The sequence below is a fragment of the Streptomyces mayteni genome (assembly GCF_054783955.1).
In genome coordinates, this window is the sequence record NZ_BAAGPR010000010.1 from 41639 (window position 1) to 67818 (window position 26180).

Below are 26180 nucleotides of genomic sequence, written 5' to 3' on the forward strand. Positions count from 1 at the left end.
CCGCGGCGGAGCCGCACATCGGTACTTCCAGCGGAGCGCCGAGTCACATCTCGCGGGCCACGTGGTAGATCAGCTGCCGTGACTCGTCGGGCGGCAGTGAGACCTTGAGGGCCCGTTCGAAGAACATCCGGTAGCGGGAGAGTGGGGCGTCCGTGTCGAGGTAGAAGCCCCCGATGGGGGTGTCGATCTGCACGGTGTCCAGCTCGGGCACCAGGCCGTGGGCGTAGGAGACGGCCGTGGTCGCCTCGAAGAAGTCCTCGTTGGTGAACGGGATGATCCGCACCTTGATGTGCGGCCGCTCCGTGTCCCGCAGCAGCTGGTCGAGCTGGGCCCTGGCGACCGTCCGGCCGCCGTACCGCATCCGGAGCACGGCCTCGTGCAGGAACACGTGGAAGGGCATGGGGTTGTCCCGATCCAGGACAACCTTTCGCCGCATCCGGTGCTCGAGCCGGGCCTCCAGCTCCTCGCGTGGCAGTTCGATGAGCCCGCCGCCGAAGAGGGCCCGGGCGTAGTCCTCGGTCTGCATCAGCCCGGGGATGGTCACCGTGCAGCAGAGGAGCATGCTGGCCGTGTGGTGTTCCAGCTCCGAGATGTCCAGCCAACTAGGAGCAAGGATGCCACGGTACTCGTCCCACCAGAACTGCCCGCGGTGCTCGCGGGCGATCGCGCAGAGCGCGTCGAGCAGGGCCTGATCTGTGCATTCGTAGAAGGTGGCGAGCTTGCGGATGCGTTCCTCGCTGACGCCGATCCGGCCGGACTCTATGTGACTGATCTTCCCCTGGTCCGTCCCCAGCATCCCGGCGGCCTCCCGCGCGGTACGACCGGCACGCTCCCGCAGTTTGCGCAACTCCGTGCCCAGACGCCCCTGTCGGTAGGTGGGGTTCTCCCTCGGCGGCATCGGTACCTCTGTCCTTCTGTCGACTGAGCACCGAGTCTGCCGTCCGATAACCCCCCGAGTCCACTCGCCTACAGATCTTGGCATATGCAGCTTTGCTCCGGCGCAACCATGCTCCTGTTCGGAGAACGATGTCCTGTGCGGTGTTGTGCGGAGTTCACGTCTCGTTCCGTCCCGTCCGGTGCTCACCGGCGGCCGTCCGGGTAGCGTTGGGTGGATGACAAGGCCGCCGGCCCCCCGCACCCTCGCCGACGAACTGCGCGCCCGTACCGACGCGCAGCTGGCCGGGCTGCTGCGGGCCAGGGCCGACCTGCTCTCGCCGCTGCCCGGCGACCTCTCCCAGCTCGCCACCCGCGCCGGCACCCGGGCCTCCGTGCTGCGCGCCCTCGAACGGCTCGACACCTTCACCCTGCGCGCCGCCGAGGCCCTGGCCGTCGCGCCCCAGCCCTGCTCCGCGGCGGCGCTGGCCGCGCTGCTGCCAGGCGGCGAGCACCGGCTCCCGCTCGCCCTCGCCGCCCTGCGCGACCGGGCCCTGCTCTGGGGCCGCGACGACGCGCTGCGGCTGGTGCGCACCGCCCAGGAGCTGCTGGCCCCCAACCCGGCGCGGCCCAGCCCCACGGGCCTCGGCCCCACCCTGGCCGAGACCGCCGCCGGGATCTCGCCGAGCCGCATCCAGGAGCTGCTGACCGGCGCCGGGCTGCCGGCCACCCACGACCCGGTCTCCGCGCTGACCGCGCTCGCCACCCTGTTCGCCGACCGCGCCCGGCTGACCGCGCTGCTCGACCAGGCCCCGGAGGCCGCCCGCGCGGTGCTCGACCGGCTCACCTGGGGTCCCCCGTACGGCGAGGTCTCGGCCCGCCCCAGCCCCCCGGTGCGCTGGCTGCTCGACCGCGCCCTGCTGATGCCGACCGCGCCCGGCACCGTCGTGCTGCCCCGCGAGGTGGCCCTGGCGCTACGTGGCGGCCGCGCCCACCGGGAGCTGACCGCCGAGCCGCCGGAGCCAGGGCCGGTCACCGAACACGCCCCGACCGCCGTGGACGCGGCCGCCGCCGGCGCCGCGCAGACCGCGCTCGCCGTCGTCGAACAGCTCGCCACCGGCTGGTCGACCGAGGGCCCTGCCGTGCTGCGGGCCGGCGGGCTCGGCGCCCGCGAACTCAAGCGCGCCGCCGTGCTGCTCGACACGCCCGAGCCCGAGGCCGCCTTCTGGATCGAACTCGCGTACGCCGCCGGGCTGCTCGCGCCCGACGGCGAGGCCGACGAACACTGCGTCCCCACCCCGCGCTACGACGAGTGGCTGGCCCTGCCGGCCGCCGAGCGGTGGGCCGCGCTCGTCACCGCCTGGCTCGCCACCACCCGGGTGCCGGGGCTGGTCGGCACCAGGGACGGCAAGGGCCGGCTGCTCGCCGCGCTCGGCCCAGGGCTCGACCGCGGCCCCACCGCCGCGCTCCGCCACCAGGTGCTGGCGCTGCTCGCCGACCTCCCGGCCGGCCACGCGCCGGCCCCCGAGGGCGTCCAGCGGCGGATCGGCTGGGAGCTGCCGCGGCGGATGCCGGAGCCGACCAGGACCACGCTGTGCGCCGCGGTGCTCGCCGAGGCCGACCGGCTAGGCGTCACCGGGCGCGGCGCGCTGGCCGCGTTCGCCCGCCCGCTGCTCCGCCTCCCCCGCCCTGACGTGGCGGCGGCCGCCACCGCGCTGGCCCCCCAACTCCCCGAGCCCATCGACCACTTCCTCCTCCAGGCGGACCTGACGGCGATCGCGCCAGGGCCGCTGCGCCCCGACGTCAGGCGGCTCATGGACGCGGCCGCCGACATCGAGTCCACGGGCGGCGCCACCGTCTACCGCTTCACCCCCGAGTCGCTGCGGCGCGCCCTCGACGCGGGCTGGACGCCCGACGAGCTGCACACCTTCCTCGCCGAGCACTCCCGCACCCCGGTGCCGCAGCCGCTCGACTACCTCGTCGACGACGTGGCCCGCAGGCACGGCCGGCTCCGGGTCGGCGCGGCCAGCAGCTATCTGCGCTGCGAGGACGAGGCGCTGCTCACCCAGCTGGTCGCCGACCGCCGCGCCGCCCCGCTGCGGCTGCGCCGGCTCGCCCCGACCGTCCTGGTCTCCGACATCTCCCCCGACACGCTGCTCACCAGGCTCCGCGACCTCGGCTTCGCGCCGGGCGCCGAGTCGGTGGAGGGCGCACTCGTGACGCTGCGCGCCGAGGCGCGCCGCACCCCGCCCCGCACGCCCCCCGAGGCGGCGCCCGACAGCCCGCCGCCCGCGGACAACGCCCTGCTCGCCGCCGCCGACCGCGCCATCCGCGCCGGCGACCACGCCACCGGCGCGACGGCGACGCCCGCCTCCCGGGTCCCGGAACCGGCAGGGCCGCCGCCGCGCACGGCGGCGGTGGAGACCCTGACCACCCTCCAGTCCGCGGCCCGGGCCGGTGCCCAGGTCAGCATCGGCTACGTCGCCTCGGACGGCGTCGCCGCCCACCACGTCCTCTCCCCGGTCCGGGTCGAGGCCGGCTTCGTCACCGCCTTCGACCACACGGCGGACGAGATCCGCACCTACCCGCTGCACCGGATCACCGGCGCGGTGACGCTGCGCCCCGCCTGAGCGGGGCGCACCCGGCTTCGGGGCGGTGGCTTTCGTCCGGCGGTACCGTTGGTGGCAGTCGGTGGAGTGCTCGTCACATGGTGCTCGGGCGCAAGCGGCCCGCCCTTCGACGTTCACGGGTGGACCACGGGGGAGAAGCGGCGCATGGCAGGGGGATCACGCGGGTTCAGGCGGTGGCTCGGCCGCGTCTTCTGGCGTGCGGATCCGCCGCGAGCCGACCGCGGCCACATCAACATCGTCACCGGCGGGCACGCGGAGAACCTCGTCCAGGCACACAGCATCGGTGTGCTCAACGTAGGTGCTCCGCCGGTCGACGGAGCGACTCCGCTCGAACGGTCCGTGCGCGCGCTCGCGCTGGCGGTACGTCATCAGTGGCACGCGGAGACCCGTACGCTCGGCCTGTACCAACCAGCGCCGATGCCGGTCCCGCTGATCGTCACGTCGGGACCGCTGAAGGGCCGGACCGCCACCACCGCCACGGCCGCCGGGCTCCTCGAGGGGGCGCCGAGTCGTCGCCTCGTCATCACCGGCCCCAGCGGGTGCGGCAAGACGACCTGCGCCATGCTGCTCGTCGAAGCGCTCCTGGCGGACTGGGGCCCGGGGGCTCCCGTCCCCGTCCTGCTCCCGCTCTCCTCCTGGGACCCGGAGAGCGAGAGCCTGCGTCACTGGGTCGCCAGGAAGATCGCCGAGGACTACCCCGGTGTCCTCACCGAGCAGGTGTCCGCACGCGAACTGGCCGAAGGCAGCCATCTGTTACCGGTGTTCGACGGGCTCGACGAGGTCGCGGGGAAGAAGCGGTCGCTCGCCCTGCGGAAGATCGGCACCGCGTACGACAGTCGGGACCCGCTGGTGCTCACCTGCCGCGGCGCGGAGTTCGACGCGGCGCTGGCCGCCGGCGGGGGGCTGACGGCCGCCTCGGTCGTCTCGATGCTCAACGTACCGCTCGCGGACGTCACGGACTACCTGTCCCCCCTGGACGGCGACACCCCCTGGCGCCGAGTGCTACCCGAACTCGCCAGGCGGCCCGGGATGGCGCGCGCGGCCGGCAGCCCACTCCTGGTGGGTCTGTTACGCGGCCACTACGACGTCCCCGGCCGGCATCCTGGGGAGTTGCTGAACACGTCCGCGTTCCCCGACGCGACAGCCGTCGAACGCCGGGTGCTCGACGACGTCATCCCGACCGCCTTCGCCCGCCGTCCGGTCGGCGACCGTGGATCGGGGCGGCAGCGCCGCTGGCCCGAGCCCCTGGCGCAGCGCTGGCTCCGCTACCTGGCCGCACGGGCGCACGGTGACGGGCTGGCGTGGTGGCGGTTGGCGGAACCAACACTTCATCGGGTGGTGGTGTTGGGGGCCGTGGCTGGTGGGCTGTGGTTCACGGCGGCGTTCGCGATGGCACGGTTGGCCCTGCGGGACGCCCAGGTGGCGCCCGACTTCGGCCAAGCACTGGGCCTGTTGGTGCTGCTCGCGGTACTGGCCTGCGGCGTGGCCATCGGCTTCTGTGTGACGCTCACGAGCACGACCACGGCCACGTCGCGGATATGGCGAAGGATCGAAGCCGTTCCCGGAACGGCCAGGCGTGCGCGTCGGCTGGGCACCCTGCTCGGCGTCTACCTGGTCCTCGGGCTGTCATGCGGCGTCGCGGCGACCGTGGTCCCCTGGGCCGTCGTGGGCGCCCTCAACGCGATGTCGATGAGCGAGGAGGAATGCGCCGCCCAAGCGGAGAAACGCGGCACCGACACCTGCGTCCCAGCCATCGGCGTCGTCCTTCCGGGCCCGGGAAACGGGGCCATGCCCGGGCCGGTCCTGGAGTACCGGCCCGAGAACGTCTCCGCGGGCGAAGTCGACTGGCAGGCGTTCGTACGGCACGGCCCGGCTCTGGTCACCGCGGGGCTGGCCGTCGCGTCCGTGACCTTCCTCTACGGGCTCGCCTCACCACCCGCCCGTGACGCCTCCCCCACCCCGCGATCCTCCCTGGCTGCGGCTCGCAGGCGGGCGCTGGGCGCCGCGCTCCTGCAGACCGTGGGTCTCGTCACCGTGGGCACGTTCCCGGCCCTGCTCTTCCGCCTCCCGCCCGGCGTCGTCGGTTGCGGCGCCCTGCTGGCCCTCACCCTGGTGCTCTGGCAGCTGTCACGATCGGCCTGGGTCCAGTACCGGGTCGCCCACGCGGTGCTCGCGCTGGAAGGGCACGTGCCCTGGCGGCTGATGGCCTTCTGTGACGACGCGCATCGCCGCAACGTGCTGCGCCAGGCCGGCTCGGCCTACGAGTTCCGGCACGAGACGCTCAGGACGCATCTGGCGGCCGATCCGTGAGCTCCGCCGAACGAGGGGGGCCGCCGATGGAGAGCCCCGAGATGTCCCTGGCCTGGATCACCGGGCCGTGCTGGGTGCCCCCGGTGATCACATTGGTCACCTCGCCCCCGCCGGTGCCCACCGCTCCGGCCTGCCGCCACCACTCCGCGAGTTCGGCGCGGAATCCCTCGTCGAGTGCTGCCCGCACCGCGAGGGCGGCGCTCAGCGCCGAGGCCCGGTCCGGATCGGACGGCTCCTGCCGCAGCCGGGCGAGCTCAGCCTCTCCCGAACTCACCGACGGCTCATCCGCGGCTCCGTCCGTGCCGTCCGTGCCGCTCGCGCGAGCCGTGCCGCGCCGAAAGGGCCGGCGAACCAGGGCACCGAGCGACGCCCAGGCCTGACGGCCGGCCTCACCACCGATGCCGCCGGCCAACGCGGCCAGTGCCGCCGCCGAGATCGGGTCCATCTCCACTCCCCCCGTGTCCGCTTCTTCCCGATCTACGGACCGGAAGCCCGATTGGTTCCCGCCGGGAAGCCAGCCAGGGGCCGGGCGTGGGTCCGTGGCGGACCGGGCCCGGCCCCTGGCCGGTTGGGGGGTGGCGGGTGGGCGGGGAGGCGCCCCTCGCCGTGGCGGATCGTCAGTCGTTGGCGTTCAGCACCGGCAGGTAGCCGTTCGCGTGACCGGTGCTGGTCGGGTGGTAGGACTCCCAGACCGGCAGCCGAACGTCGTTCAGGTAGTCGTCGCCGGAGCAGAGCTCGTGGGTGTTGAAGGTCGGGCGGACGTCGCCGAAGCGGAAGCCGGCGGCGGAGGCCCGGCCGGAGATCACCGAGTTGAGGACGTCGGCGACGTCGTTGATGGCCTCGCGCTTGGTGTTGCTCAGGCCGAGGCAGTACCAGGGGGACGGCTCGATGTACATCCGCGGGTAACCGAGCACGACCACCCGGGCGTTGGGCGCCCGCGACCGCACCGCGTTGTAGACGGCGTCGAGCCGGCCGGGCAGCGTGGCGTTGATGTAGGACCGCGCGGTGTTCAGGCGGTTGACGCAGGTGCTGTCGGAACCGGTGACGCAGGTGGTCATCGCGTCGGCGAAGCCCGCGTCGTTGCCGCCGATGGTGATGCTGACGAGGGTGGTGGAGGAGTTGAGCGCGCCCAGCTGGCCGTTGATCACGTCCGTGGTCACCGCGCCCGAGCAGGCGGCGAAGGTGAAGGAGGACGGAGCGTTGGCGGCGGCCCAGCGGGCCGGGTACGCGTTGTTGCTGCGGTGACAGTCGCCGCTCGACGAGATGTAGCTGCCGGCACCGTTGCCGGAGGAGTACGAGTCGCCGAGGGCCACGTAGGAGGGGGCCGCCGCGTGGGCCGGGCCCGCCAACAGGGCGAGGACGAAGGCGGATACGAGAACGAAGACGGCTGACAGGGACCTGGTGAGTCTCACGGAACCTCCAACGGCATGGACTCTGCGGCCACTTGTAGCAAGCTACGCGCGTTGACGGAAGTGTTCATGCCAACGTTTTGGTTGAAGATCCACGGAACATCTCCCGACCCCCGGCACCGCCGTAACCTGTATAGTCGCCCTACATCAGTTACGGCCCGGTGTGATCGGAGGCGACGGGTGGAGTTCCCCCTGCACGACTACGCGGCCGGGGCGCGGGTGGCCACCGCCCTGGTCGTCACCTCGCCCACCGTGCATGGCGAATCGCTCGCCACCCCACCGGAGTTGGCCCGCTTCCTGGCGGAGCAGCGGCTACGTCTCGACGCCCCGGCGCCGGGCGCCGAGGAGGTGCGGCAGGTGAGCCTGCTCCGTCGCGAGGTGCGGGGCGTCATCGAGACCGAGACCGCGGAACAGGCCGTCGCCGGCGGCCGCGTCCTGCTCCGCCGCGCCGCGCTCGCCCCGGTGCTGCGGCAGGACGGGGCGGACGGCGCGTGGCGGTGGTTCGTGCCGACGGCGCAGGGCGCCTCGCTGGCCGACGAGTTGGCGGCGTTCCTGGCCTACGGGCTACTCGGCATCGTCCGCGCGCTCGGCCACGAGCGCTTCCGCGCCTGCGCCGCGCCAGGCTGCCGCGGCGTGTTCGTGGACACCAGCCGGGCCGGCCGACGGCAGTACTGCGTACCGGAGTTGTGCGGGAACCGGGTCAAGGTCGCCAACTTCCGCTCACGACGGCGAACTCAGGAGGTCATGCCATGAACACCCGGGCGTTGGAAGGCGCGTTGCTCCTGCCCGACGGCGCGCCGGTGCGGGCGCGCGGCCTGCGGAACGCCTGGCCGGCGGGGCCCGAACCCGACTTCGGCCTCTATCTCGGCTCGCCGCGACTGCGGCGGGCGCACGACGCGCGGCTCGGCTGGCCCCACGAGTGGCTGGACTGGCCGGACTTCCGGCTCCCCCGCGACCACGACCTGGCCGTCCGCCGGATCCGCGCGCTGCACGCCCGCGCGCACGCCGGCGAGGCCGTCGAGGTCGCCTGCGGTGGCGGCGTCGGCCGCACCGGAACCGTCATCGCCTGCCTCGCCACCCTCGCCGGCCTCCCCCCGGCCGAGGCCCTGACCTGGACCCGCGCCCACCACCACCCCCGCGCCGTCGAGACTCCCTGGCAACGCCGCTGGATCACCCGCTTCGCCGCGGCGGACACGGACACGGACGCGAAGCGTGGGCGTGACTAACGTATCTGCGTATCGTTGGTCATGCCGGCTGCGCGCATCAGGCGCTCGGGGAGGAGCGGCACAGTGACCCTCGTCATGATCGACAGGACTCAGATGCCCAGTACCGATGGCCTGAGCTTGGACAAGCTGTTCGAGCATCTGGAGCGGACGACCCCCGAAGGCTTCAGGGCCGAGATCGTCGGAGGGGGCATCTTCATGTCGCCACAGCGGGACACTCACTGGGAGATCATCCGGAGGTTCGTCCGAGCGTTGGAAAGGCATTTCGGCGAGGAGGTCAAGGTGAAATCCGACGTCCGCGTCGACTTCCCCGGCGACAGGAACGCCTTCTGTCCGGACGTCGCGAAGCTCTCCGACGACGCGGAGAAGGACGGACATGGGCGCTGGCGCTACAAGGACATCGAGTTCATCGCCGAGGTCATCTCCAAGGACACCGCACAGAACGACTACGGCAGGAAGCGGGAGGCGTACGCAGCGGCCGGCATCCCCGTCCACGTGATCGTCGACCCCTACGCCAAGAAGTGCCTCGTGTCCACCGAGCCCGAAGGGGACAGGTATCGCACGGAGGTCACGGTGAAGTTCGGCGATCCCATCGACCTCACCGGCACGGTCGTCGACATGGTCATCCCGACCGACCGCTTCCCGCACGACTGAGCCGGGCGAGCACGAAGGCACCCGCCCGGCCAGGGGCCGGAGGCGTCAGACGGCCAGGCCGGCCTTGAGGGCGGCGGTGATGCGGACGACGCGCTGGGACTGGTGGCGGGCGGCGTCGCGGGTGGTGTCGTTGATCGGGTTGTTGCCCTGGGCGTCGACGTGCGAGGTGCCGTACGGGTTGCCGTCGACGAACTTCACCGCGTCGGTGTAGCCGGGGGAGACGATCAGGCCGCCGAAGTGGTGGATGGAGTTGTAGAGGGCGAGCAGCGTGGTCTCCTGGCCGCCGTGCTGGGTGCCGGTGGTCACGAAGCCGCTGTAGACCTTGTCGGCCAGCCGGCCCTGCGCCCAGAGGCCGCCGAGCTGGTCGAGGAACTGCTTGAGCTGGGAGGCGACGTTGCCGAACCGGGTCGGGGAGCCGAAGACGACGGCGTCGGCCCAGTCCACGTCGTCCGGGGTGGCCTCGGCGATGTCGGCGCTGGCGGCGGCATGCGCGGCCCACGCCTCGTTGGAGGCGATGGCGGCCTCGGGGGCCAGCTCGGCCACCTTCCGCAGGCGGACCTCGGCACCCGCCTTCTCCGCGGTGTCGGCGATCTCCCTGGCGATCTCCGCGCTGAACCCGGTGGAGGAGTAGTAGATGACTGCCAGCTTGACGGGGGTGGACATATGCCTCGGCTCCCATGGAGTGGTTGACCATTCAAAGTTCTCGTTGAAGGTTAAACCACACCGGAATCCGGCCCACCACCCACCCCCACCGTCACGACGTCACGACGTCACGACGTCACGACGTCACCAGGTGACCGGCAGCTCGTGGACGCCGTAGACCGAGCCGTCGTGCTTGAACGGCAGCCGGTCGACCTCGGTGGCGAGCCGCAGCGTCGGGATGCGGCGGTAGAGCGTGCCGTAGACGACCTGGAGCTCCATCCTGGCCAGCGGCTGGCCGAGACACTGGTGCACGCCGAAGCCGAACGCGACATGGCGGCGCGGGTAGCGGGCGACGTCGAGGCGGTCGGGGTCGGGGAAGGCGTCCGGGTCCCGGTTGCCGATGTCGTTGGGCACGACGATGCCCTCGCCGGCCCTGATCACCTGGCCGGCGATCTCGATGTCGGCGAGCGCGAGGCGGCGCAGCCCATTGTGGGTGATGTTGAGGTAGCGCAGCAGCTCCTCGACGGCCGAGGCGACCAGCTCCGGGTCCTCGGTGTCGCGGACCGCGGCGAGCTGCTCGGGGTGCTGGAGGAGGAGCACGGTGCCGAGCGCGATCATGTTGGCGGTCGTCTCGTGGCCGGCGATCAGCAGCAGCACCCCCATCTCGGCCGCCTCCTCGACCGTGAGCTCGCCCACCTCGGTGCGGCCGACCAGGCCGGACAGCAGGTCGTCGCCCGGTTCGACCCGCTTTCTGGCCACCAGCTCGCGCAGGTAGTGGGTGAGCCGGCCGAGGGCGGCGGTGCGGTCGTCGGGGGTGGCGGCCCGGCTGATCAGGATCCGGCTGCTCTCCTGGAAGAAGGGGTGGTCCGCGTAGGGCACGCCGAGCAGCTCGCAGATCACCAGCGAAGGCACCGGCAGCGCGAACGCCGGGACGAGGTCGACGGGCCGCGGGCCGGCCAGCAGCTCGTCGATCAGCCCGTCCACGATGTGCCGCACGGCGGGCCGCAGCGCCTCGACGCGGCGGACGGTGAAGGCGGCGGTGATCATCCGGCGAAGCCTGGCGTGCTCCGGGTCGTCCTTGGTGATGAAGCTGAGGCCGCTGCCACTGGAGGGGACGGTCTTCGGGTAGCCGGCCCTCGTCACGTCGGAGCTGACCCGGGGGTCGGCGAGCAGGGCCCGCTGCTCGGCGTGCCGGGTCACCAGCCAGGGGGTGCTGCCGTCCCACAGCCGGACCCGGGTGAGCGGCGCCACCGCCCGGCGGTCCCGCAGCCCGGGCGGCGGGTCGAAGGGGCAGCCGGCCGCCCTGTCCATGGGGAACGCCGGGATCTCGGCCCGCCCGCCCGGCGACGCGGCGGCCGCCTCCCTGGACGACGCGGCGGCCGGCGGTTCGAGCGCGCTGGTCATGGGTTCGCCTCCTCCTGGTGCCCCTGCTCGGGGGGCGTCTCCTCGACGGTGATGGCCCCGGCCGGGCAGACGACGACGGCCTCGCGGACCGCCGCGCCGTGGGCCGGCGCCGGGCGTGGCTCCAGCAGGGCCACGATCCCGTCCTCCTCGCGCTGGTCGAACACCTCGGGCGCCAGGAGCACGCACTGGCCCGAGCCGCAGCATCGATCCGTGTCGACGGTGACACGCACGGTCGTCGCCTCCTCTCCCCGGGCCCGACGCGGTCGGCGGCCCGTCCGTCCAGGGAACCGAGCACCCGCCTTTACGTCAAGCGATTGACTTAAGTCGACCTATACCCATCACCCCCGGGGCTGATTACCGTCCGTTTGACCGCCCACACGAGGGGCAACGAACGGGGCCCGGTCGGCGTGCCCGCTCCTCACGGAGCGCGCCGGCGTCTTCGACGCCGGGTAGCCGCGAGCGGGGCCGGATGTGACCTCGGCGATGAGACGGCCGTCACGTCCGACGGCGGATCGTAGGACGGCGGCGGGCCGGGGGCGCTCGCACCGGCCCCGGCCCGCCGGTCGACCGCGGTTCTCGCGGGTCGGCATCGTAGGTCACACCTTTGCCTCCCGGCCCCCGGGTTCCTAACACTGGGCCACGTCGCCGCGCATCGGCTCGGCGGACGAATCCCGAACCCCCGCTCGAGAGGTGGATCCATGCCCGCCATCAAGACGACCGTCGCGACCGCGCTGCGCCGCCCCCCGGCGCGAGTGGCCTGCCTCGCGGCCGCCTCGGCGGCCGTGGCTGTCTCCCTGACCCTGCCGGCCAACGCCGCGGACACCGGGTCTGAGGCGACGGCCTCGACCCAGCAGGTGTCGCAGCAGGCGAACGAGGCCCAGACGGCCACCACGAGCGACACGCCGAGCGCCGACACCGGCAGCAAGCCCGTCGACGACCCGGGTCGTGGCGCCCAGTACGACGACAACGGCCGACTGATCCCGATCGACCGCGCGGAGCAGCCCAAGGCGAAGCCCGCGAGCGACCAGCAGATCGACGAGTGGATCAACGACGCTCTGCAGGTCATGCACGAGAACGACATCCCGGGTACCTACGACGGCATCTACAAGAACCTGATGCGTGAGTCCTCGGGTGACCCGTACACGATCAACATGTGGGACACCAACGCCCAGGAGAACATCCCGTCCAAGGGCCTGCTGCAGGTCATCGACCCGACCTTCGACCAGTACCACGTGGACGGCACCAAGAAGGACGTGTACGACCCCGTCGCCAACATCGTCGCGGCCTGCAACTACGCCGCCGACCGGTACGGCTCGATGGACAACGTGAACCACGCGTACTGATCCGGGCCACGCCAGAACGCCCCACCGACGCCCCGCCGGCCTCCCGCCGGCGGGGCGTCGTCGTGCGCGCACAGCGCCGTCGTGGGGCCGTCGTGGGGCCGTCGTGGGGCCGTCGTGGCGCCTCAGACCCGGTCCAGGCCCGCACGGGCGCGGAGGGCGGCGACGGTGGCCGCCGGGTCCTCGGCGTAGAGCCGGAAGGCGCCGGCGCTGGCCACCCGGCCCAGGGGCCTGGTGAACGCGACCGGCCCGGTCAGCTCCACGGTGACCGTGGTCTGGCTGCCCACCGCGAGTTCCGCGACGCCGTCCGCGTCGACGGCGCCGGGCCGGGATCCGGGGAAGCGGCGGTCGACCCGGGCCGCGGCGACGCGCCCGGCCGGGATCCGCACGTCGAGCAGCGCGCCGTAACGCAGCCGGAGCGAGCCGTCGGCGCCGACGACGTGCGGGCGGACCACGCAGGAGGCGTGCAGCGCGAGCACGAAGTACACCCCCCAGACGCCGACGACCAGGGTGATCAGGTGCACCACGGGCCACGGGATGAGCAGTGCGAGCACCACCGTCTCCAGCACGGAGGCGAAGAGGAAGCAGAACATGACGGCCGCCTGCCCCGAGGCGTAGGGCACCGGCACGTCGCCCTCCCGCACGCCGTGCGGGCCGCGGCGGGCGATCCAGCGCAGGAAGCAGGCCGAGAGGTGGATCTCGTGCGCGGTGAGCCGCCGCACCGCGGCCGGCACGGTGTCGGCGACGGCGGCGCCGAGGGCCGCGCGTCGGCCGAGGCCGGCGCGCCGGTGGCGGCGGTGGTCACGGGCCAGCAGCGTGCCGGTGGCCACCAGCACGGCGAGCACGACCAGCTCCGCGGCGAGCCGCGCCGGGGGTGGGATCCGCACCCCGGACAGCACGCAGACCACCAGCACCAGCTCGCCGGGCAGCAGCGCGGCGAGCGACCAGCGCACCACCCTGCGTAGCGCCCGTGGCCCGGTCACCTGTCCTGCTCCCGCAGCAGCTCAACGGCCCGGCGGACCGCCGCCGCCTGGGCGGGCGCGAACTCGGCGAAGAACGCCTCGGCGAAGCCGCCGTCGCCCAGGTTCTCGGGCGACAGGTCGTGCGGCGTGAGCACCTCGCGCACGCCCTCCGGGATGCCGTCGGCGATGGCCCGCGCGGTCCGCTCGACGCGGGGGTCGTCCTCGGCCACGTCCGCCAGCTCGTCGAACCCGGCGTAGACGTCGTAGGCCCTGGCGATGGCCTCGGGGCCGGTGCTCAGCGCGGACATCAGCCCGTCGAGCCAGCCGCGCTCCCCGCTCGGCGGGGAGCCGGTCTCCAGCAGGGCGAGCAGCTCCCGCTCGCGCGCCGCCCACGTCGGCTCGGGGCCGCCGCGCTCGGCCGAGGCGCGGGCCATGTCGTCGAAGAGGGCGGCGAGCTCCGGGGAGACCGGCGCCTCGGCGACGCTGCCGCCCCGCTCCGCCCGCCGCAGCAGCTGCGCGAGGCGGGCGCGGCGGCGCCGGATGTCGGCCTCCTGGCGGGCGAGGTCGGCGTCGAGCTCGGCGAGGACCTCGACCAGGTCCTTGCCGGCGTCCTCGGCGAGCACGTCGCGGACCTCGTCGAGGCTGAGCCCGAGGTCCCGCAGCCGCCGGACCCGGGCGAGCTCGACCGCGTCGCGCAGCGTGTACTCGCGGTAGCCGTTGGGGTGGCGCGCCGGCTCTGGCAGCAGTCCGATGCGGTGGTAGTGCCGCACGGCGCGTGGGGTGACGCCGACGATGTCGGCGAGTTCTCCGATCCGCATGACTCCAGTGGAAACGTTGTCGCTACGACAAGGTCAAGCGAGCGGGTCACCTGAGCGCGGGGCGCGGGCCGGGGGCGCCGTGCTGGCGCGGACGACGAGCTCGGTGGCCAGCTCCACCCGGGTCTGGCGGGGCGGCTCGCCATGGGCCAGGGCCACCACCATGGCGGCGGCCGTGGCGGCCATCTCGCTCAGTGGCTGCCGGACGGTGGTGAGCGGCGGGACCGTCCACTGGGCCGGCGGCAGGTCGTCGAAGCCGACCACGCTCAGGTCCTCGGGGATGCGGAGCCCGGCCTCGGCGGCGGCCTGGTAGAGGCCGACGGCCTGCGCGTCGTTGCAGGCGAAGACGGCGGTGGGGCGGTCAGGCAGGCGCAGCAGCTCGCGGCCGGCCGCGAAACCGGCCGCGGGCTGGAACTCGCCGGCCCGCAGCAGCGCCGGGTCGAAGGGGACGCCGGCGTCGTCCATCGCGGCCCGGTGGCCGTCGAGCCTGGCCCGGCCGGCGAGCGATCCCGGCGGTCCGGTGATCACGGCGATACGTCGGTGGCCGAGGCCGAGCAGGTGCCGGGTGGCGGCCAGGCCGCCGCTCCAGTTGCTCGCGCCGACCGAGGGGGACGTGTGGCCGGGCTCGCCGCCCGGGTCCACCAGGACGAAGGGGATGCCGCGGCTGCGCAGCTGGGCGCCCTGCGCCTCGGTGAGCCCGGAGAACACCAGGAGGACACCGGTCGGGCGGCGGGCCAGCAGGTCCTCGACCCAGCCGAGCCCTGGCGTGTGCCGGCCCTGGAGCTCGGAGAGCACCACGGCCAGCCGGTGCTCCCGCGCCACCTGCTGGACCCCGCCCATGATCTCTATCGCGTAGGCGTCCCTGACCTGCCGGAAGACGAGCTCGAGCAGCGGCGCGGGGCCGCCGGCCCGCCGCTTCTGTCGCAGATGGCCGTGGCGGCGGATGACGCCCTCGACGAGGGCCCTGGTGCGGGGCGCGACGTCCGCCTGCCCGTTGATCACCTTGGAGACGGTCGACACCGAGACCCCGGCCCGCTCCGCGATCTGGGCGGCCGTGAGCGGGCCCTTGCCCGTATCTGTTGGGGACACGCCGGGATCGTACCCATCGGGTCGTCGAATATTTCGACAGCCCAAATCCCCGTGATTTCAGCCCCCTTGACGGCTTCCGGGGGCGGTTCTACGGTGCCCGCGACCTCGCTACCGGTTCGAGCTCCGAAAATTTCGAAGCTCACAAGTGCTCCCCCACACGTCTGGAGACGAGATCCCATGATCGAGACACGCGCACGGCAGCGGTGGCTGTTACTCGTGGCCCTGGTGGTCGCGCTGTGCGGCTCGCTGCTCGGCGCACCCGCCGGGACGGCCGGCGCCACGGCGCCGGCCGCCGGGCCCGGCGTCGCCGCCTGGCCGAACACGCCGGACGGCTTCGCCTCGACGGCCGGCGGCACCACAGGCGGCGCGGCAGGACCCACGGTCACCGTGACCAACTTCGCCGACCTCAACCGCTACGCCACCGCCAGCACCCCGTACGTCATCCGGGTGGCCGCCCCGATCACCGTCACCCCGTTCGGCCACGAGATCCGGGTCGCCTCGAACAAGACCATCGTCGGCGTCGGCACCTCGGGCCACATCGTCAACGGCGGCTTCTTCCTGAACGGCGTCTCGAACGTCATCATCCGGAACCTCACCATCCGGGACACCCGGATGCCCGACGACGACCCGGGTGACGACGCGTACGACTACGACGGCATCCAGATGGACACCGCCAACCACGTCTGGATCGACCACAACCGGATCGAGCGGATGAACGACGGCCTGATCGACAGCCGCAAGGACACCACCAACCTCACGGTGTCCTGGAACATCCTCAGCGAGGGCAACAAGTCCTTCGGCATCGGCTGGACCGAGAACGTCACCGCCCGGATCACCATCCACCACAACTGGATCCGGAACACCAACTCGCGCAACCCCAGCACCGACAACGTGGCCTACGCGCACCTCTACAACAACTACATGCAGAACATCACGGGCTACGGCAACTACTCCCGCGGCCAGACCAGGATGGTCCTGGAGAACGGGTACTTCCAGAACGTGAAGGACCCCTACTACCGGGACTCGACCGCCACGCTGACCCAGACCGGCAGCATCCTGACGGGCACCAGCGGCCGGCAGGAGTCCGGGGGCACCACCTTCAACCCGCGCGACTTCTACCCCTACACGCTGGACCCGGCCGGCCAGGTGCCGTCCATCGTGGGCGGGGGCGCCGGGCCGCGGGCCGACATCGGCCTCTGACGCCACCGCCTGGCCGCCCCCGCCGACCTGGGATTCCTACCTCAGAGGCAAGAACTTTTGCCTAGCGGGCAACTCTCTGGCTCAATCGGAGACATGCACCCTGGTCCCCCGGGGGCGGCCGGTGAGCCGCCCGCCGTCGCCGCCCGGCTGCGCGAGCTGCGCCGCCGCGCCGGCCTGACCCTGGAGACGGCGGCCGGGTGGGCCGAGCTCTCCCCCGCGCACCTCTCCCGCCTGGAGACCGGGCGGCGCCAGCCCTCGCTGCCGGTGCTGCTCGGTCTGGCCAGGATCTACGGTACGACGGTCTCCGGGCTGCTCGGCGAGGCCGCCCCGGCCCCCGACCCGATCATCAGGGCGGGCGCCGCGCCAGCCCGCGGGTCGGGCGGCTGGACGTACCAGGAGGCGGGCATCCCCGGCCGGGCCATGCAGGCGCTCCGGGTGCGGGTGCCGCACGGCGAGGCCGAGGACGACCTGGTCCGCGTCCATCCGGGCGAGGAGTGGCTCCACGTCCTGAAGGGACGGCTGCGGCTGCGCCTCGGCGAGGCGGAACACCTGCTCGCCGAGGGGGACAGCGCGCACTTCGACTCGCTCACCCCGCACCGGATCGGCGCCGTCAACCCGTCCGGAGTCGAGCTGCTGTTCGTCCACACCCTGCTGCGCAGCGCCGGAGCCGAGCTGTGCCTCGGCGCCGGGCCGCGCTGAGACCTGGCCGTCGAGACGTGAAGGAGAACTCCATGGCGGACGCGCGCGACGCCTCGAAGGGCAGCGGCCGGGACCGGATCCCCCGGGGGCTGTGGATCCGCCTCCTCGTCTACGGACTGGTCGGCCACGCCTTCGCGGGCTTCCTGATCTTCCTCTTCTCGCTGGGCGCCAATCGCTAGGCCGCTCCGATCGGCACGTCCAGCCGGGCCCTGCGATGGCTGAACGTCGCGAACGAGTGGTGGCCGTGGTAGGCGCCGAAGCCGCTCTCGCCGACACCGCCGAACGGCAGCTCGGGGACGCCGAGATGGGCGAAGGGCAGCCCGAAGTTCACGGCGCCCGACCGGGTCTCGTCGGCCAGCCGCCGCCGCGCCTTCTCGTCGCCGGTGAACGCGTAGAGCGCCAACGGCCGGTCACCGTCGTTGACCTGGGCGATGGCCTCGTCGACGCCGGCCACGTGGACCACGGGCAGGATCGGGCCGAAGACCTCCTCCCGCATGGCCGGGGCGTCCGGTGCCACGTTCGCCAGCACGGTGGGCGCGAGATACCGGTCGGCGCGGTCGTGCCGGCCGCCGAGGACGACGCGCCCGGAGTCGAGCAGCGCGACGAGCCGGTCGAAGTGGCGCTCGTTCACGATCCGCCCGTAGTGCTCGGAGGCCGCCGGATCCGGGCCGAAGCGCTCCTCGACCGCCCTGGCGAGCTCGGCCGTCAGCCGGCGGCCGGTGCCGGGATCGGTGAGGACGTGGTCGGGCGCCACACACGTCTGGCCGGCGTTGGCGAACTTGGCGCGCGCCAGGCGGGCCGCGACGGTGGCCAGGTCGACGTCGCGGTCGACGAACACAGGGCACTTGCCGCCCAGTTCGAGGGTGACCGGGGTGAGGTGCGCGGCGGCGGCCCGCATCACCACCCGGCCGACCGTGCCGTTGCCGGTGTAGAAGACGTGGTCGAAGGGCTCGGCGAGCAGCGCGGTGGTCTCCGCGGGGCCGCCCTCGACCACGGCCACCGCCTCCGCGCCGAGGTAGGCGGGCAGCAGCCGGGCGAACAGCGCCGAGGTGGCGGGAGCCAGCTCGCTCGGCTTGACGACCACGGTGTTCCCGGCGGCGAGCGCGCCGACCACGGGCGCGAGCAGGAGCTGGACCGGGAAGCTCCAGGGCCCGATGACCAGCACGGTGCCGAGCGGCTCGAAGCGGGTGGCGGCGGTGGCGCCGGGTGGCAGCCGGCCGAGGGTGGCGGCGGGCACCGGCTCGGGCGCGAGCCAGTCGGGCAGGTGGCAGAGCGCGTGGTCGATCTCCCGCAGGGTGAAGCCGACTTCGGCGTTGTCGACCTCGGAGCGCGGCTTGCGGAGGTCGGCGTGGAGCGCGGCGGCGAGGTCGTCGTGGCGCTCGGTGAGCAGCGCGCGGAGCGCGGTCAGGCGCTCGGTGCGCCAGGCGAGCGCCCTGGGATGCCCGGCGCGGGCGGTCTTCCGAACCCGGGCCAGCGCGGCCGCGGTTGCGGCCGCTGTCACGGCCGCGGTCGTGTCGGCGGCGCCGGGTGTTTCGGTGGTCTCGGTGGCTTCGGTGTGCGGGATCTCTCGGATGTCCATCGCGTTCCCCCCTGGTCGCTGAGCGGGCCCTGGTGACGAAGCCCGGCTGAGACCTTGCCGGCGCATCACCGACAAAAACCCCATCCCGCAATTGATCACGCGTTCGAGTGAAGCTGGCGGGCCGGCGGTCACGTTTCCCCTCCGCCATCCGTCAGGGCAGATGACAGCAGTTCGAAAGTCCCTGAGGAGGCGGCGATGGCAACACAGTCGATCACGACCGAGATCCCGATGGTCCCGCGGATGTCCGAGGATCCGGCGGAGGTCGTCCCCGAGCTGGCCGAGGTGTCGGCGGCGCTGTTCCGGGTCGTCGGCAACGGCTCGCTGCCGCGCGCCACGATCAGCCTGGTCCACCTGCGGGCGGGTCAGATCGTCGGCAGCACCTACCTGACGGTGCTGCACACGGGGTTCCTGCGCTCGGCGGGGCAGTCGGAGGAGCGGATCACGTCGGTGGCCTCCTGGTGGGACTCGCCGTACCTCACCGCCGCCGAGCGCGCCGCGCTGGCGCTGGTGGAGGCCGTGCTCCAGCCGGCGGGAGCGGGCGAGCGGGTGCCCGACGAGCTGTACGCGCTGGCGGCCGAGCACTACGAGCCCAAGGCGCTGGCCACGCTGATGTTCGCCATCGGGCAGGTGAACTTCTTCATTCCCATCGCCCTGATAGCCAGGCCGACGCCCGGCCGTCCGTTGTCCGCGCCGTGGAACTGAGGCTCCCCGGGTAGGGGTCCGGTCGGCGCCCGAACGCTGTTCACCCGGGCGTCGACCGGACGTTGGCGGGGCCCGGCGGTGCGCTCACCGGGCTTCCCTAGGGTCCGGGCTGTTTCGCGCTCACGGGCTCCGCGCCCACCCGGCCACCCACCGGACCGCTCATCGGAGAAGGAGGCACACCATGCCACGCGTCAGGACCATCCTCGTCGCCGCCCTGGCCGTCGCCGCCACCGCCGTCGCCGGCCCCGCGTTCGCCGCCCCACCGGGCGGCGGCCCCGACGTCGGCGAGCTGCCGACCCACATCAACGGCGGCGCCTGGCCCACCAGTCATGTGCAGGGCGTCACCGTCGACACCGAAGGCGGCTTCGTCTACTGGTCGTTCACGCAGATGCTGGTGAAGACCGACCTGGCGGGCAACGTGATCGGCACCGTCGAGGGGCTGACGGGCCACCTCGGCGACATCGACCTCGACCCACGCGACGGCCGGGTCTACGGCTCCCTCGAGTACAAGGCCGAAGAGGCGTTCTACATCGCGATATTCGACGTCGACGCGATCGACCGGGTCGGCATGAACGCCGAGACCGACGGCGTGATGACGGCCGTTCACCTCTCCGAGGTCGTCGAGGACTTCACCGCCGACATGGACGGCGACGGCGTCTTCGACGGCGACACCGCGGACACCGCCGACCACCGCTACGGGTGCAGCGGCATCGACGGCGTCTCCTTCGGCCCGTCGTTCGGCTCGCGCGGGGGCCAGCCGCGGCTGATGGTCGCCTACGGCGTGTACGCCAACACCGAGCGCGCCGACAACGACCACCAGGTGGTCCTCGAGTACGACGTGCGGAACTGGTCCCGCTACGAGCGGCCGCTGTCGCAGAGCGACCCGCACCGCAGCGGCCCGAACCGCCCCAACGGCAAGTACTTCGTCCGCACCGGCAACACCACCTACGGCGTGCAGAACCTCCAGTACGACCCGTACACCGGGAACTGGATGATGGCGGTCTACAACGGCACCAAGGAGGAGTTCCCCAACTACTCCTTCTTCATGGTCGACGGCGACGTCAGGCCGCGCCGCGGCGAGATATCCGGCCAGCCAGAGCCGGAGCGCGGCCAGTTGCTCAGCCTGGTGCGGGACGGCAGGTACGACCCGGCCACCGGCGTCCACGGCTGGGACTTCCACGGCAACTACGGCCTGGAGGCCCTGGGCGGCGGCTACTACTACGCGGCCGAGGGGCGGGCCGTCACGGTGGACGGCCAGCGCCGCCAGCTCGGCGAGGTCTACCTCTACCGGTGGACGGGGGCGACCCCGACGCCCTTCGAGCGGGTGGCCGAGCCGTCATAGCCCGGCCGTCGTAGCCGAACCTTCGTGGCCCGGCCGTCGTGGCCGAGCCTGTCGGGTGACGCCCCGCCGCGGCCCCCATGCGCGGCGGGGTGCCGCCCCGGCTCACCCCGCGTAGGGGCGCTCGCGCCGGGCCTCGCGGAGGGCGGTGCCCCACCAGTCGAGCTCGTCGAGCATCGTCTTGGCCGCGCCGGCCGGCTCCGTGGGCTCCCTGAGCCGCCCGGCCTCGTCGAAGAGGAGGTAGTAGCGAGGAAAGGAGACGAGATTGCGGACGGTGTGGGCGTGCAGCTCGCCGAGCACCTGCTTGAGGTGCTCGACCGCGAGCAGCCCGCCGGAGCCGCCGCTGTAGCCGACGAAGCCGACCGGCTTGGCGCGCCACTCCGTGTAGTGCCAGTCGATGGCGGCCTTCAGCGAGGCGGGGTAGCTCCGGTTGTAGTCGGGCGTCACGATGACGAACGCGTCGGCGGCGCCGAGCCGCCGGGTCAGCTCCGCCATCTCGGCGGGGCGCGCCAGGGCCGGGTCGACGGCCGGCGGCACCGGGGGCAGCTCCAGCGGGAGCGGCGTCTCGGCGAGGTCGACCACGTCCACCTCGAACGCGCCGTGCGCCGCCGCGTGCTCGGTGAACCAGCGGGCGACGACCGGTCCGAACCGGCCCTCCCTGACACTGCCGACGACGACCGCGAGCCGGAGCCGGTCGTGCCGCTCCTGCGGCACACGCTGTTCTGACATGAGGGTGTCCTGCCTTCCGATGCGGTGGTGCGGTGATGCGGTGGTACGCCCACCACGCTGCCGCCCGATCGGCGCCCCGGGGAGACCGGCCGGAGAGTGGTAGTGACGGGGCCACCCTCCGGACGCCCTGGCGCGTTACGTTGGCGGGGTGAGCGCGCACGACCACCCCCGCGACAACGAGCTCGGCGTCTTCCTGCGGACCCGCCGCGAGGCCGTCACGCCCGCCTCAGTCGGCCTGCCCACCGGGCCGCGCCGCCGCACGCCCGGCCTGCGGCGCGCCGAGCTGGCGACCCTGGCGGGGGTGAGCGTCGAGTACCTGACCCGGCTGGAACAGGGCCGGGACCGCCACCCGTCGCCGCCGGTGCTCGCCGCGCTGTCCCAGGTGCTGGGCCTCACCACGCGCGAGCGCGTCCACCTGTACCGGCTCACCAAGGCGGCCGACCCCGGCTTCTCGTGCGTCGCCGCCGGGGCGCCGCTCAACGCCCTGCGGCCGACCGTCCTGGCGCTCCTCGCCCGCCTGGAGCCCGCGCCCGCCCTCGTCCTCAACCGGGTCGGGGACGTCCTCGCGCACACCGACGGCTATCGCCCGCTGGCCGGTCCTGTCGGCCTGCTGGACGGCGATCCGCCGAACCACTACCGGTTCGTCCTCGCCGACGAGCGGGCCAGGGACGTCTACCCGGACTGGGAGCTGGTCGCCGACGACCAGGTCGCCGCGCTGAAGCAGGGCCCCTTCCGCTCGGAGGCGCACCTGGCGGCGCTCGTCGACGAGCTGACGCTGACCGCCGGCGCCGGGTTCACCGAGCGCGTCGCCCGGGTGGCCGGCCCGCCCAGGGCCAGCGTCGTGCGGCGCCTGCGCCACCCGGAGGCGGGCGAGCTGCGGCTGGCCCACGAGACGCTCGACCTCTCCGACGACGACCAGCGGCTCGTCGTCCTGCTCCCCGCCGACGACGCCACCGCCGCGGCCCTCGACGGGCTCGCCGGTCGCCACCCCGGCGCGCTGCGCGCCGTCTAGGTCCTGTCCTGCCGGCCGGCCGGTCGGCCGGTCGGCCGGTCGGTCGGTCGGTCGGCCGGTCGGCCGGTCGGCCGGTCGGCCGGTCGAGGCTGTACATTCCGCCCTCCCGCCACCCACAATCGGCCTCCGTCACACGTACCACGGGAGAGGGTTACGACCATGGAGCAGCGGGTCCTCGGCAGGAGCCGGCAGCAGGTGTCCGTGATCGGTCTCGGCACCTGGCAGCTCGGGGCCGACTGGGGCGAGGTCCGGGAGGAGGACGCGCTCGCGGTCCTGGCGGCCGCCGTCGAGGCGGGCGTGACCTTCTTCGACACCGCGGACGTCTACGGGGACGGCCGCAGCGAGGCGCTCATCGGCCGCTTCCTGCGCGAGCAGCCGGGCTCCGGGGTGCTGGTGGCGACCAAGATGGGCCGCCGGGCACCGCTCGACCCCGCCCGCTACACCCTGGACAACTTCCGCGCGTGGACCGACCGTTCCCGCCGGAACCTGGGCGTCGACCGTCTTGACCTGGTGCAGCTGCACTGCCCGCCCACGCCCGTCTACTCCTCGGACGCCGTCTTCGACGCGCTCGACACCCTGGTAGAGGAGGGCCGGATCGCGGCGTACGGGGTGAGCGTGGAGACCTGCGACGAGGCGCTCACCGCCATCGCCCGCGCCGGCACGGCCAGCGTGCAGATCATCCTCAACCCGTTCCGGCTGAAGCCGCTGGCCGAGGTGCTGCCCGCCGCCGCCGAGGCCGGCGTCGGGATCATCGCCCGGGTGCCGTTGGCCAGCGGACTGCTGTCCGGCAGGTACACGGCGGACACCGCCTTCCCCGAGAACGACCACCGCACCTACAACCGGCAGGGCGCGGCCTTCGACCAGGGCGAGACGTTCTCCGGCGTCGACTACGCCACGGGCGTGGCGGCGGCCGCCGAGTTCGCCACCCTGGCCCCCGAGGGCGCGACCCCGGCCCAGACCGCGCTGCGCTGGATCGCCCAGCAGCCTGGCGTCTCGTCCGTCATCCCGGGCGCCCGCTCCCCCGAGCAGGCCCGCGCCAACGCGCGGGCCGCCGAGCTCGCGCCGCTGCCTGAGCAGGCCCTGGCAGCCGTGCGCGAGCTCTACGACCGGCGGTTCAGGGCCGAGGTCCACGACCGCTGGTAGGCCCGTCGGGCCCGTGCACCCGAGGGTTCAGGAGGGCAGTACGCGCTCGATGGCGGCGACGACCTCGGCGGCGTCCGGCTCGGTCCGCGGCGAGAAGCGGGCGGCGACGGCGCCGTCCGGGCCGACCAGGAACTTCTCGAAGTTCCAGCGGATGTCGCCGCGGTACCCCTCGGCGTCCGCGGTGTCGACGAGCCCCGCGTACAGCGGGTGCCGCCCCGCCCCGTTCACCTCGACCTTCTCGGTCATCGGGAAGGTCACGCCGTAGGTCGCGGAGCAGAACTCGGCGATCTCCTCGGCGTTCCCCGGCTCCTGGCCCATGAACTGGTTGCAGGGCACGCCGAGCACGGTGAAGCCGCGCTCGGCGTAGCGCGCCTGGAGCTGCTCAAGCGCGGTGTACTGCGGGGTCAGCCCGCACTTGGACGCGACGTTGACGACCAGGACCGCCGTGCCGCGGTACTGGGCGACGTCGGCGTTTCCGCCCCGCAGGGCGTCGATCCGCACCTCGTAGAAGGACATGCCGACGAGCCTACTGCCGGGTCGTCGGGGAAGGTGACGGCGACGGTGAGGCCGCCGTCCGGCCCGGGGCGGGCGGTGACGCGGGCGTCGTGCGCGGCGGCGATCGACGCGACGACGGACAGGCCGAGGCCGTGTCCCCCGGTGCTCGTGCCGGTGCTGGTGCGGTCCTGGCCGAGCCGGCGGAACGGCTCGAAGAGGCCGTCCACCTGGTCGGGTTCCACCGGCGTCCCGGTGTTGACGACGGTGAGCGTCCGGTCGGCGAGCCGGATCGACACGGTGCCGCCCGGCCGGTTGTACCGGACCGCGTTGCCCACCAGGTTCGCCACCAGGTGGCGCAGCAGCACCGGTTCGCCGAGGATCGGCACCGGCTCGGCGGCGGTCAGCGCGACCGAGACCCGCCGTTCCCCGGCCGACGGCCGCAGTTCGCCGACCACCCGGCGCGTGACGTCCCGCAGGTCGCACTCCTCGACCACGTCGAGGCCGAGGTCGCTGCGGGCGAGCACCAGCAGGGCGGCGATCAGCCGTTCCGCGTCGCGGTTGGTGGTGAGGAGTTCCTCGCGCACCTCGGCGAGGCCGTCGGGGACGGGGTCCGCGAGCCCCACCTCCAGGCTGGTGCGCTGCGCCGCGAGCGGGGTGCGCAGCTCGTGCGCGGCGTTGGCGACGAACCGCCGCTGGCTGTCGAAGGCGCGCTCGAGACGGTCGAGCATGCCGTCGAAGGTGGCGGCGAGCCGGTGCAGTTCGTCGTCCGGGCCGGTGAGCGCGAGCCGTTCGTGGAGGTGTTCCTCGCTGATCCGGCGGGCGGCGTCCGTCACGGCGGCGACGGGCCGCAGCGCCCGGCCGGCGAGCCACCAGCCCATGACCCCGGCGAGCAGGGCGAGCAGCGCGAGGCCGATGCCGGACCAGAGCAGCAGCTGGTGGAGGACCGTGTCCTGCACGGCGCGCACGGTCTCCTCGACCAGCCGGACGTCGACGGCGTCGTACGCCTCGGACAGGAGGGGCCCGGTGGGCGCCGCGCCGTCAGGCCCTGGGGTCGTGCGGCCCGCCGTGGCGTACCCCGCCAGGTCGGTATCCACCTCGTCGACGGCGACCACCTCGGCGCCCCGCACCTCCCGCGCGGTCCCGTGCCTGGCCAGCAGCACCACGAAGGCCAGCAGCAGGACGCCGGCCAGCAGGAAAAGGCCGGTGAAGGCGGCGGCGAGGCGGGTGCGGAACGGCGGCCTGCGGAGCCGGCTCAGCCGCACAGCCGGTAGCCCCGGCCGGTGTCCGCGGCGATGACGACCCGGTCGCCGAGCTTGCCGCGCAGCCGGCTGACGGTGGCCCGGACGGCGGTGGTGCGGGGGTCGAGGTGTTCGTCCCAGACGGCGCGCACCAGGTCGCGGTGGGCCACCGCCTCGCCGCCCGCCTCCATCAGGGTCCGCAGCACGGCGAACTCCTTGGGGGTGAGCTCGGTTCGGCTGCCGTCGACCGTGACCTCGTGCCGCGCCGGGTCGAGGACGATGCGGTCGTGCCGCAGCGGCGGCGGCGCCTGGCGCCCGGCGCGGCGGCTCAACGCCCGCACCCGGGCCACGAGTTCGGCGAAGTCGAAGGGCTTGGCCAGGTAGTCGTCGGCGCCGAGGCGTTCGAGGCCGTATATCCGGTCGCCGAGTTCGCCGGCCGCCGTCAGCAGCAGCACGCGCGGCGGGTCGGGCAGCCGGCGCACCCGCCGGCACACCTCGTCGCCCGTGAGCACGGGCAGGTCGCGGTCGAGGATCACCACCTCGTAGTCGGTGTGCCGGCACATCCGCTCGGCCTCGTCGCCCGACGCGGCGACGTCGACGGCCATGGACTGCCGGCGCAGGCCGGTCGCGATGTTCCGCGCGAGCAGATGGTGATCCTCGGCAACCAGCACTCTCATGGTCCGATGCCATCAG

27 protein-coding genes are annotated in these 26180 nt (G+C 73.5%); 13 read left to right on the forward strand and 14 right to left on the reverse strand.

Annotated features, from left to right (window positions below; translation table 11 throughout):
- Positions 1–43 precede the first annotated feature (43 nt).
- A complete protein-coding gene (locus ACYVPE_RS07220) occupies positions 44–898 on the reverse strand; it encodes a helix-turn-helix domain-containing protein (protein WP_461032579.1) in 855 nt (284 codons plus the stop codon).
- Between the two features lie 214 nt (positions 899–1112).
- On the opposite strand from ACYVPE_RS07220, the gene ACYVPE_RS07225 reads away from it, so the two are divergent.
- Together ACYVPE_RS07225 and ACYVPE_RS07230 are read left to right on the forward strand one after the other, a co-directional pair.
- Positions 1113–3503 carry a helicase-associated domain-containing protein gene (locus ACYVPE_RS07225; RefSeq protein ID WP_461032580.1) on the forward strand — a complete coding sequence of 797 codons (2391 nt, stop codon included), beginning with the start codon at positions 1113–1115 and terminating at the stop codon, positions 3501–3503.
- 144 nt (positions 3504–3647) lie between these two features.
- On the forward strand, positions 3648–5813 hold the full coding sequence (locus ACYVPE_RS07230) for a hypothetical protein (RefSeq protein ID WP_461032581.1): 2166 nt from the start codon (positions 3648–3650) through the stop codon (positions 5811–5813).
- Here ACYVPE_RS07230 and ACYVPE_RS07235 read toward each other — a convergent pair.
- Both ACYVPE_RS07235 and ACYVPE_RS07240 read right to left on the reverse strand, forming a co-directional pair.
- The gene (locus ACYVPE_RS07235) at positions 5785–6258 is read right to left on the reverse strand and encodes a hypothetical protein (protein ID WP_461032582.1); all 474 of its coding nucleotides are present in this window, start codon (positions 6256–6258) and stop codon (positions 5785–5787) included. The genes ACYVPE_RS07230 and ACYVPE_RS07235 overlap by 29 nt on opposite strands.
- Before the next feature lie 172 nt (positions 6259–6430).
- Positions 6431–7225 (reverse strand): SGNH/GDSL hydrolase family protein, encoded by a 795-nt coding sequence (locus ACYVPE_RS07240; protein ID WP_461032583.1) that lies wholly within the window; start codon positions 7223–7225, stop codon positions 6431–6433.
- Between the two features lie 177 nt (positions 7226–7402).
- On the opposite strand from ACYVPE_RS07240, the gene ACYVPE_RS07245 reads away from it, so the two are divergent.
- From ACYVPE_RS07245 to ACYVPE_RS07255, 3 genes are all read left to right on the forward strand, one after another.
- A complete protein-coding gene (locus ACYVPE_RS07245; RefSeq protein ID WP_461032584.1) occupies positions 7403–7975 on the forward strand; it encodes a CGNR zinc finger domain-containing protein in 573 nt (190 codons plus the stop codon).
- Positions 7972–8448: a protein-tyrosine phosphatase family protein gene (locus ACYVPE_RS07250; protein WP_461032585.1), complete on the forward strand. Its 477-nt coding sequence runs from the start codon at positions 7972–7974 to the stop codon at positions 8446–8448. Before ACYVPE_RS07245 ends, ACYVPE_RS07250 begins: the two co-directional genes overlap by 4 nt.
- 63 nt (positions 8449–8511) lie before the next feature.
- Positions 8512–9099, forward strand: a complete 588-nt coding sequence (locus ACYVPE_RS07255; protein ID WP_461032586.1) for a Uma2 family endonuclease — start codon at positions 8512–8514, stop codon at positions 9097–9099.
- Between the two features lie 45 nt (positions 9100–9144).
- Here ACYVPE_RS07255 and wrbA read toward each other — a convergent pair whose 3' ends face one another.
- The 3 genes from wrbA to ACYVPE_RS07270 form a co-directional block, all read right to left on the reverse strand.
- On the reverse strand, positions 9145–9762 hold the full coding sequence (gene wrbA / locus ACYVPE_RS07260; RefSeq protein WP_461032587.1) for an NAD(P)H:quinone oxidoreductase: 618 nt from the start codon (positions 9760–9762) through the stop codon (positions 9145–9147).
- A gap of 123 nt (positions 9763–9885) precedes the next feature.
- Positions 9886–11052: a cytochrome P450 gene (locus tag ACYVPE_RS07265; RefSeq protein ID WP_461032657.1), complete on the reverse strand. Its 1167-nt coding sequence runs from the start codon at positions 11050–11052 to the stop codon at positions 9886–9888.
- A gap of 89 nt (positions 11053–11141) precedes the next feature.
- Positions 11142–11375: a ferredoxin gene (locus ACYVPE_RS07270; protein WP_461032588.1), complete on the reverse strand. Its 234-nt coding sequence runs from the start codon at positions 11373–11375 to the stop codon at positions 11142–11144.
- Positions 11376–11843: 468 nt separating this feature from the next.
- Here ACYVPE_RS07270 and ACYVPE_RS07275 point away from each other — a divergent pair, with 468 nt between their 5' ends.
- Complete coding sequence (locus ACYVPE_RS07275; RefSeq protein WP_461032589.1) at positions 11844–12488, forward strand: transglycosylase SLT domain-containing protein; 645 nt, start codon at positions 11844–11846, stop codon at positions 12486–12488.
- A gap of 122 nt (positions 12489–12610) precedes the next feature.
- On the opposite strand, the gene ACYVPE_RS07280 is transcribed toward ACYVPE_RS07275, so the two are convergent.
- From ACYVPE_RS07280 to ACYVPE_RS07290, 3 genes are read right to left on the reverse strand one after another with little or no spacing between them, the layout of a single operon-like run.
- A complete protein-coding gene (locus ACYVPE_RS07280; protein ID WP_461032590.1) occupies positions 12611–13468 on the reverse strand; it encodes a hypothetical protein in 858 nt (285 codons plus the stop codon).
- Complete coding sequence (locus ACYVPE_RS07285) at positions 13465–14265, reverse strand: MerR family transcriptional regulator (protein WP_461032591.1); 801 nt, start codon at positions 14263–14265, stop codon at positions 13465–13467. Before ACYVPE_RS07285 ends, ACYVPE_RS07280 begins: the two co-directional genes overlap by 4 nt.
- 33 nt (positions 14266–14298) lie before the next feature.
- The gene (locus ACYVPE_RS07290; protein WP_461032592.1) at positions 14299–15351 is read right to left on the reverse strand and encodes a LacI family DNA-binding transcriptional regulator; all 1053 of its coding nucleotides are present in this window, start codon (positions 15349–15351) and stop codon (positions 14299–14301) included.
- Between the two features lie 177 nt (positions 15352–15528).
- On the opposite strand from ACYVPE_RS07290, the gene ACYVPE_RS07295 reads away from it, so the two are divergent.
- From ACYVPE_RS07295 to ACYVPE_RS07305, 3 genes are all read left to right on the forward strand, one after another.
- Complete coding sequence (locus ACYVPE_RS07295) at positions 15529–16551, forward strand: pectate lyase family protein (RefSeq protein ID WP_461032593.1); 1023 nt, start codon at positions 15529–15531, stop codon at positions 16549–16551.
- A gap of 93 nt (positions 16552–16644) precedes the next feature.
- Positions 16645–17250, forward strand: coding sequence for a helix-turn-helix domain-containing protein (locus tag ACYVPE_RS07300; RefSeq protein ID WP_461032594.1), 606 nt, complete (start codon positions 16645–16647; stop codon positions 17248–17250).
- A 32-nt stretch (positions 17251–17282) separates the two neighbouring features.
- Positions 17283–17429, forward strand: coding sequence for a DUF6126 family protein (locus ACYVPE_RS07305; RefSeq protein ID WP_461032595.1), 147 nt, complete (start codon positions 17283–17285; stop codon positions 17427–17429).
- Here ACYVPE_RS07305 and ACYVPE_RS07310 read toward each other — a convergent pair.
- A complete protein-coding gene (locus ACYVPE_RS07310; RefSeq protein ID WP_461032596.1) occupies positions 17426–18829 on the reverse strand; it encodes an aldehyde dehydrogenase family protein in 1404 nt (467 codons plus the stop codon). The two genes, ACYVPE_RS07305 and ACYVPE_RS07310, sit on opposite strands and share 4 nt — an antisense overlap.
- 195 nt (positions 18830–19024) lie before the next feature.
- On the opposite strand from ACYVPE_RS07310, the gene ACYVPE_RS07315 reads away from it, so the two are divergent.
- Together ACYVPE_RS07315 and ACYVPE_RS07320 are read left to right on the forward strand one after the other, a co-directional pair.
- Positions 19025–19531 (forward strand): carboxymuconolactone decarboxylase family protein, encoded by a 507-nt coding sequence (locus ACYVPE_RS07315; RefSeq protein WP_461032597.1) that lies wholly within the window; start codon positions 19025–19027, stop codon positions 19529–19531.
- Between the two features lie 181 nt (positions 19532–19712).
- Entirely contained in the window at positions 19713–20873 is a 1161-nt protein-coding gene (locus tag ACYVPE_RS07320) for a hypothetical protein (RefSeq protein ID WP_461032598.1), read from the forward strand.
- 102 nt (positions 20874–20975) lie between these two features.
- Here ACYVPE_RS07320 and ACYVPE_RS07325 read toward each other — a convergent pair whose 3' ends face one another.
- Positions 20976–21599, reverse strand: a complete 624-nt coding sequence (locus ACYVPE_RS07325) for an NADPH-dependent FMN reductase (RefSeq protein ID WP_461032599.1) — start codon at positions 21597–21599, stop codon at positions 20976–20978.
- Positions 21600–21747: 148 nt separating this feature from the next.
- Here ACYVPE_RS07325 and ACYVPE_RS07330 point away from each other — a divergent pair, with 148 nt between their 5' ends.
- Together ACYVPE_RS07330 and ACYVPE_RS07335 are read left to right on the forward strand one after the other, a co-directional pair.
- Positions 21748–22611, forward strand: coding sequence for a helix-turn-helix domain-containing protein (locus ACYVPE_RS07330; RefSeq protein ID WP_461032600.1), 864 nt, complete (start codon positions 21748–21750; stop codon positions 22609–22611).
- A 159-nt stretch (positions 22612–22770) separates the two neighbouring features.
- Positions 22771–23754, forward strand: coding sequence for an aldo/keto reductase (locus ACYVPE_RS07335; RefSeq protein ID WP_461032601.1), 984 nt, complete (start codon positions 22771–22773; stop codon positions 23752–23754).
- Positions 23755–23781: 27 nt separating this feature from the next.
- On the opposite strand, the gene ACYVPE_RS07340 is transcribed toward ACYVPE_RS07335, so the two are convergent.
- Genes ACYVPE_RS07340 through ACYVPE_RS07350 form a run of 3 tightly spaced genes read right to left on the reverse strand, consistent with a single transcriptional unit; the run spans position 23782 to position 26164 of the window.
- The gene (locus ACYVPE_RS07340; RefSeq protein ID WP_461032602.1) at positions 23782–24270 is read right to left on the reverse strand and encodes a glutathione peroxidase; all 489 of its coding nucleotides are present in this window, start codon (positions 24268–24270) and stop codon (positions 23782–23784) included.
- Positions 24159–25511 carry a sensor histidine kinase gene (locus tag ACYVPE_RS07345; RefSeq protein WP_461032603.1) on the reverse strand — a complete coding sequence of 451 codons (1353 nt, stop codon included), beginning with the start codon at positions 25509–25511 and terminating at the stop codon, positions 24159–24161. Before ACYVPE_RS07345 ends, ACYVPE_RS07340 begins: the two co-directional genes overlap by 112 nt.
- A complete protein-coding gene (locus ACYVPE_RS07350) occupies positions 25502–26164 on the reverse strand; it encodes a response regulator transcription factor (protein ID WP_461032604.1) in 663 nt (220 codons plus the stop codon). Before ACYVPE_RS07350 ends, ACYVPE_RS07345 begins: the two co-directional genes overlap by 10 nt.
- Positions 26165–26180: the final 16 nt, after the last annotated feature.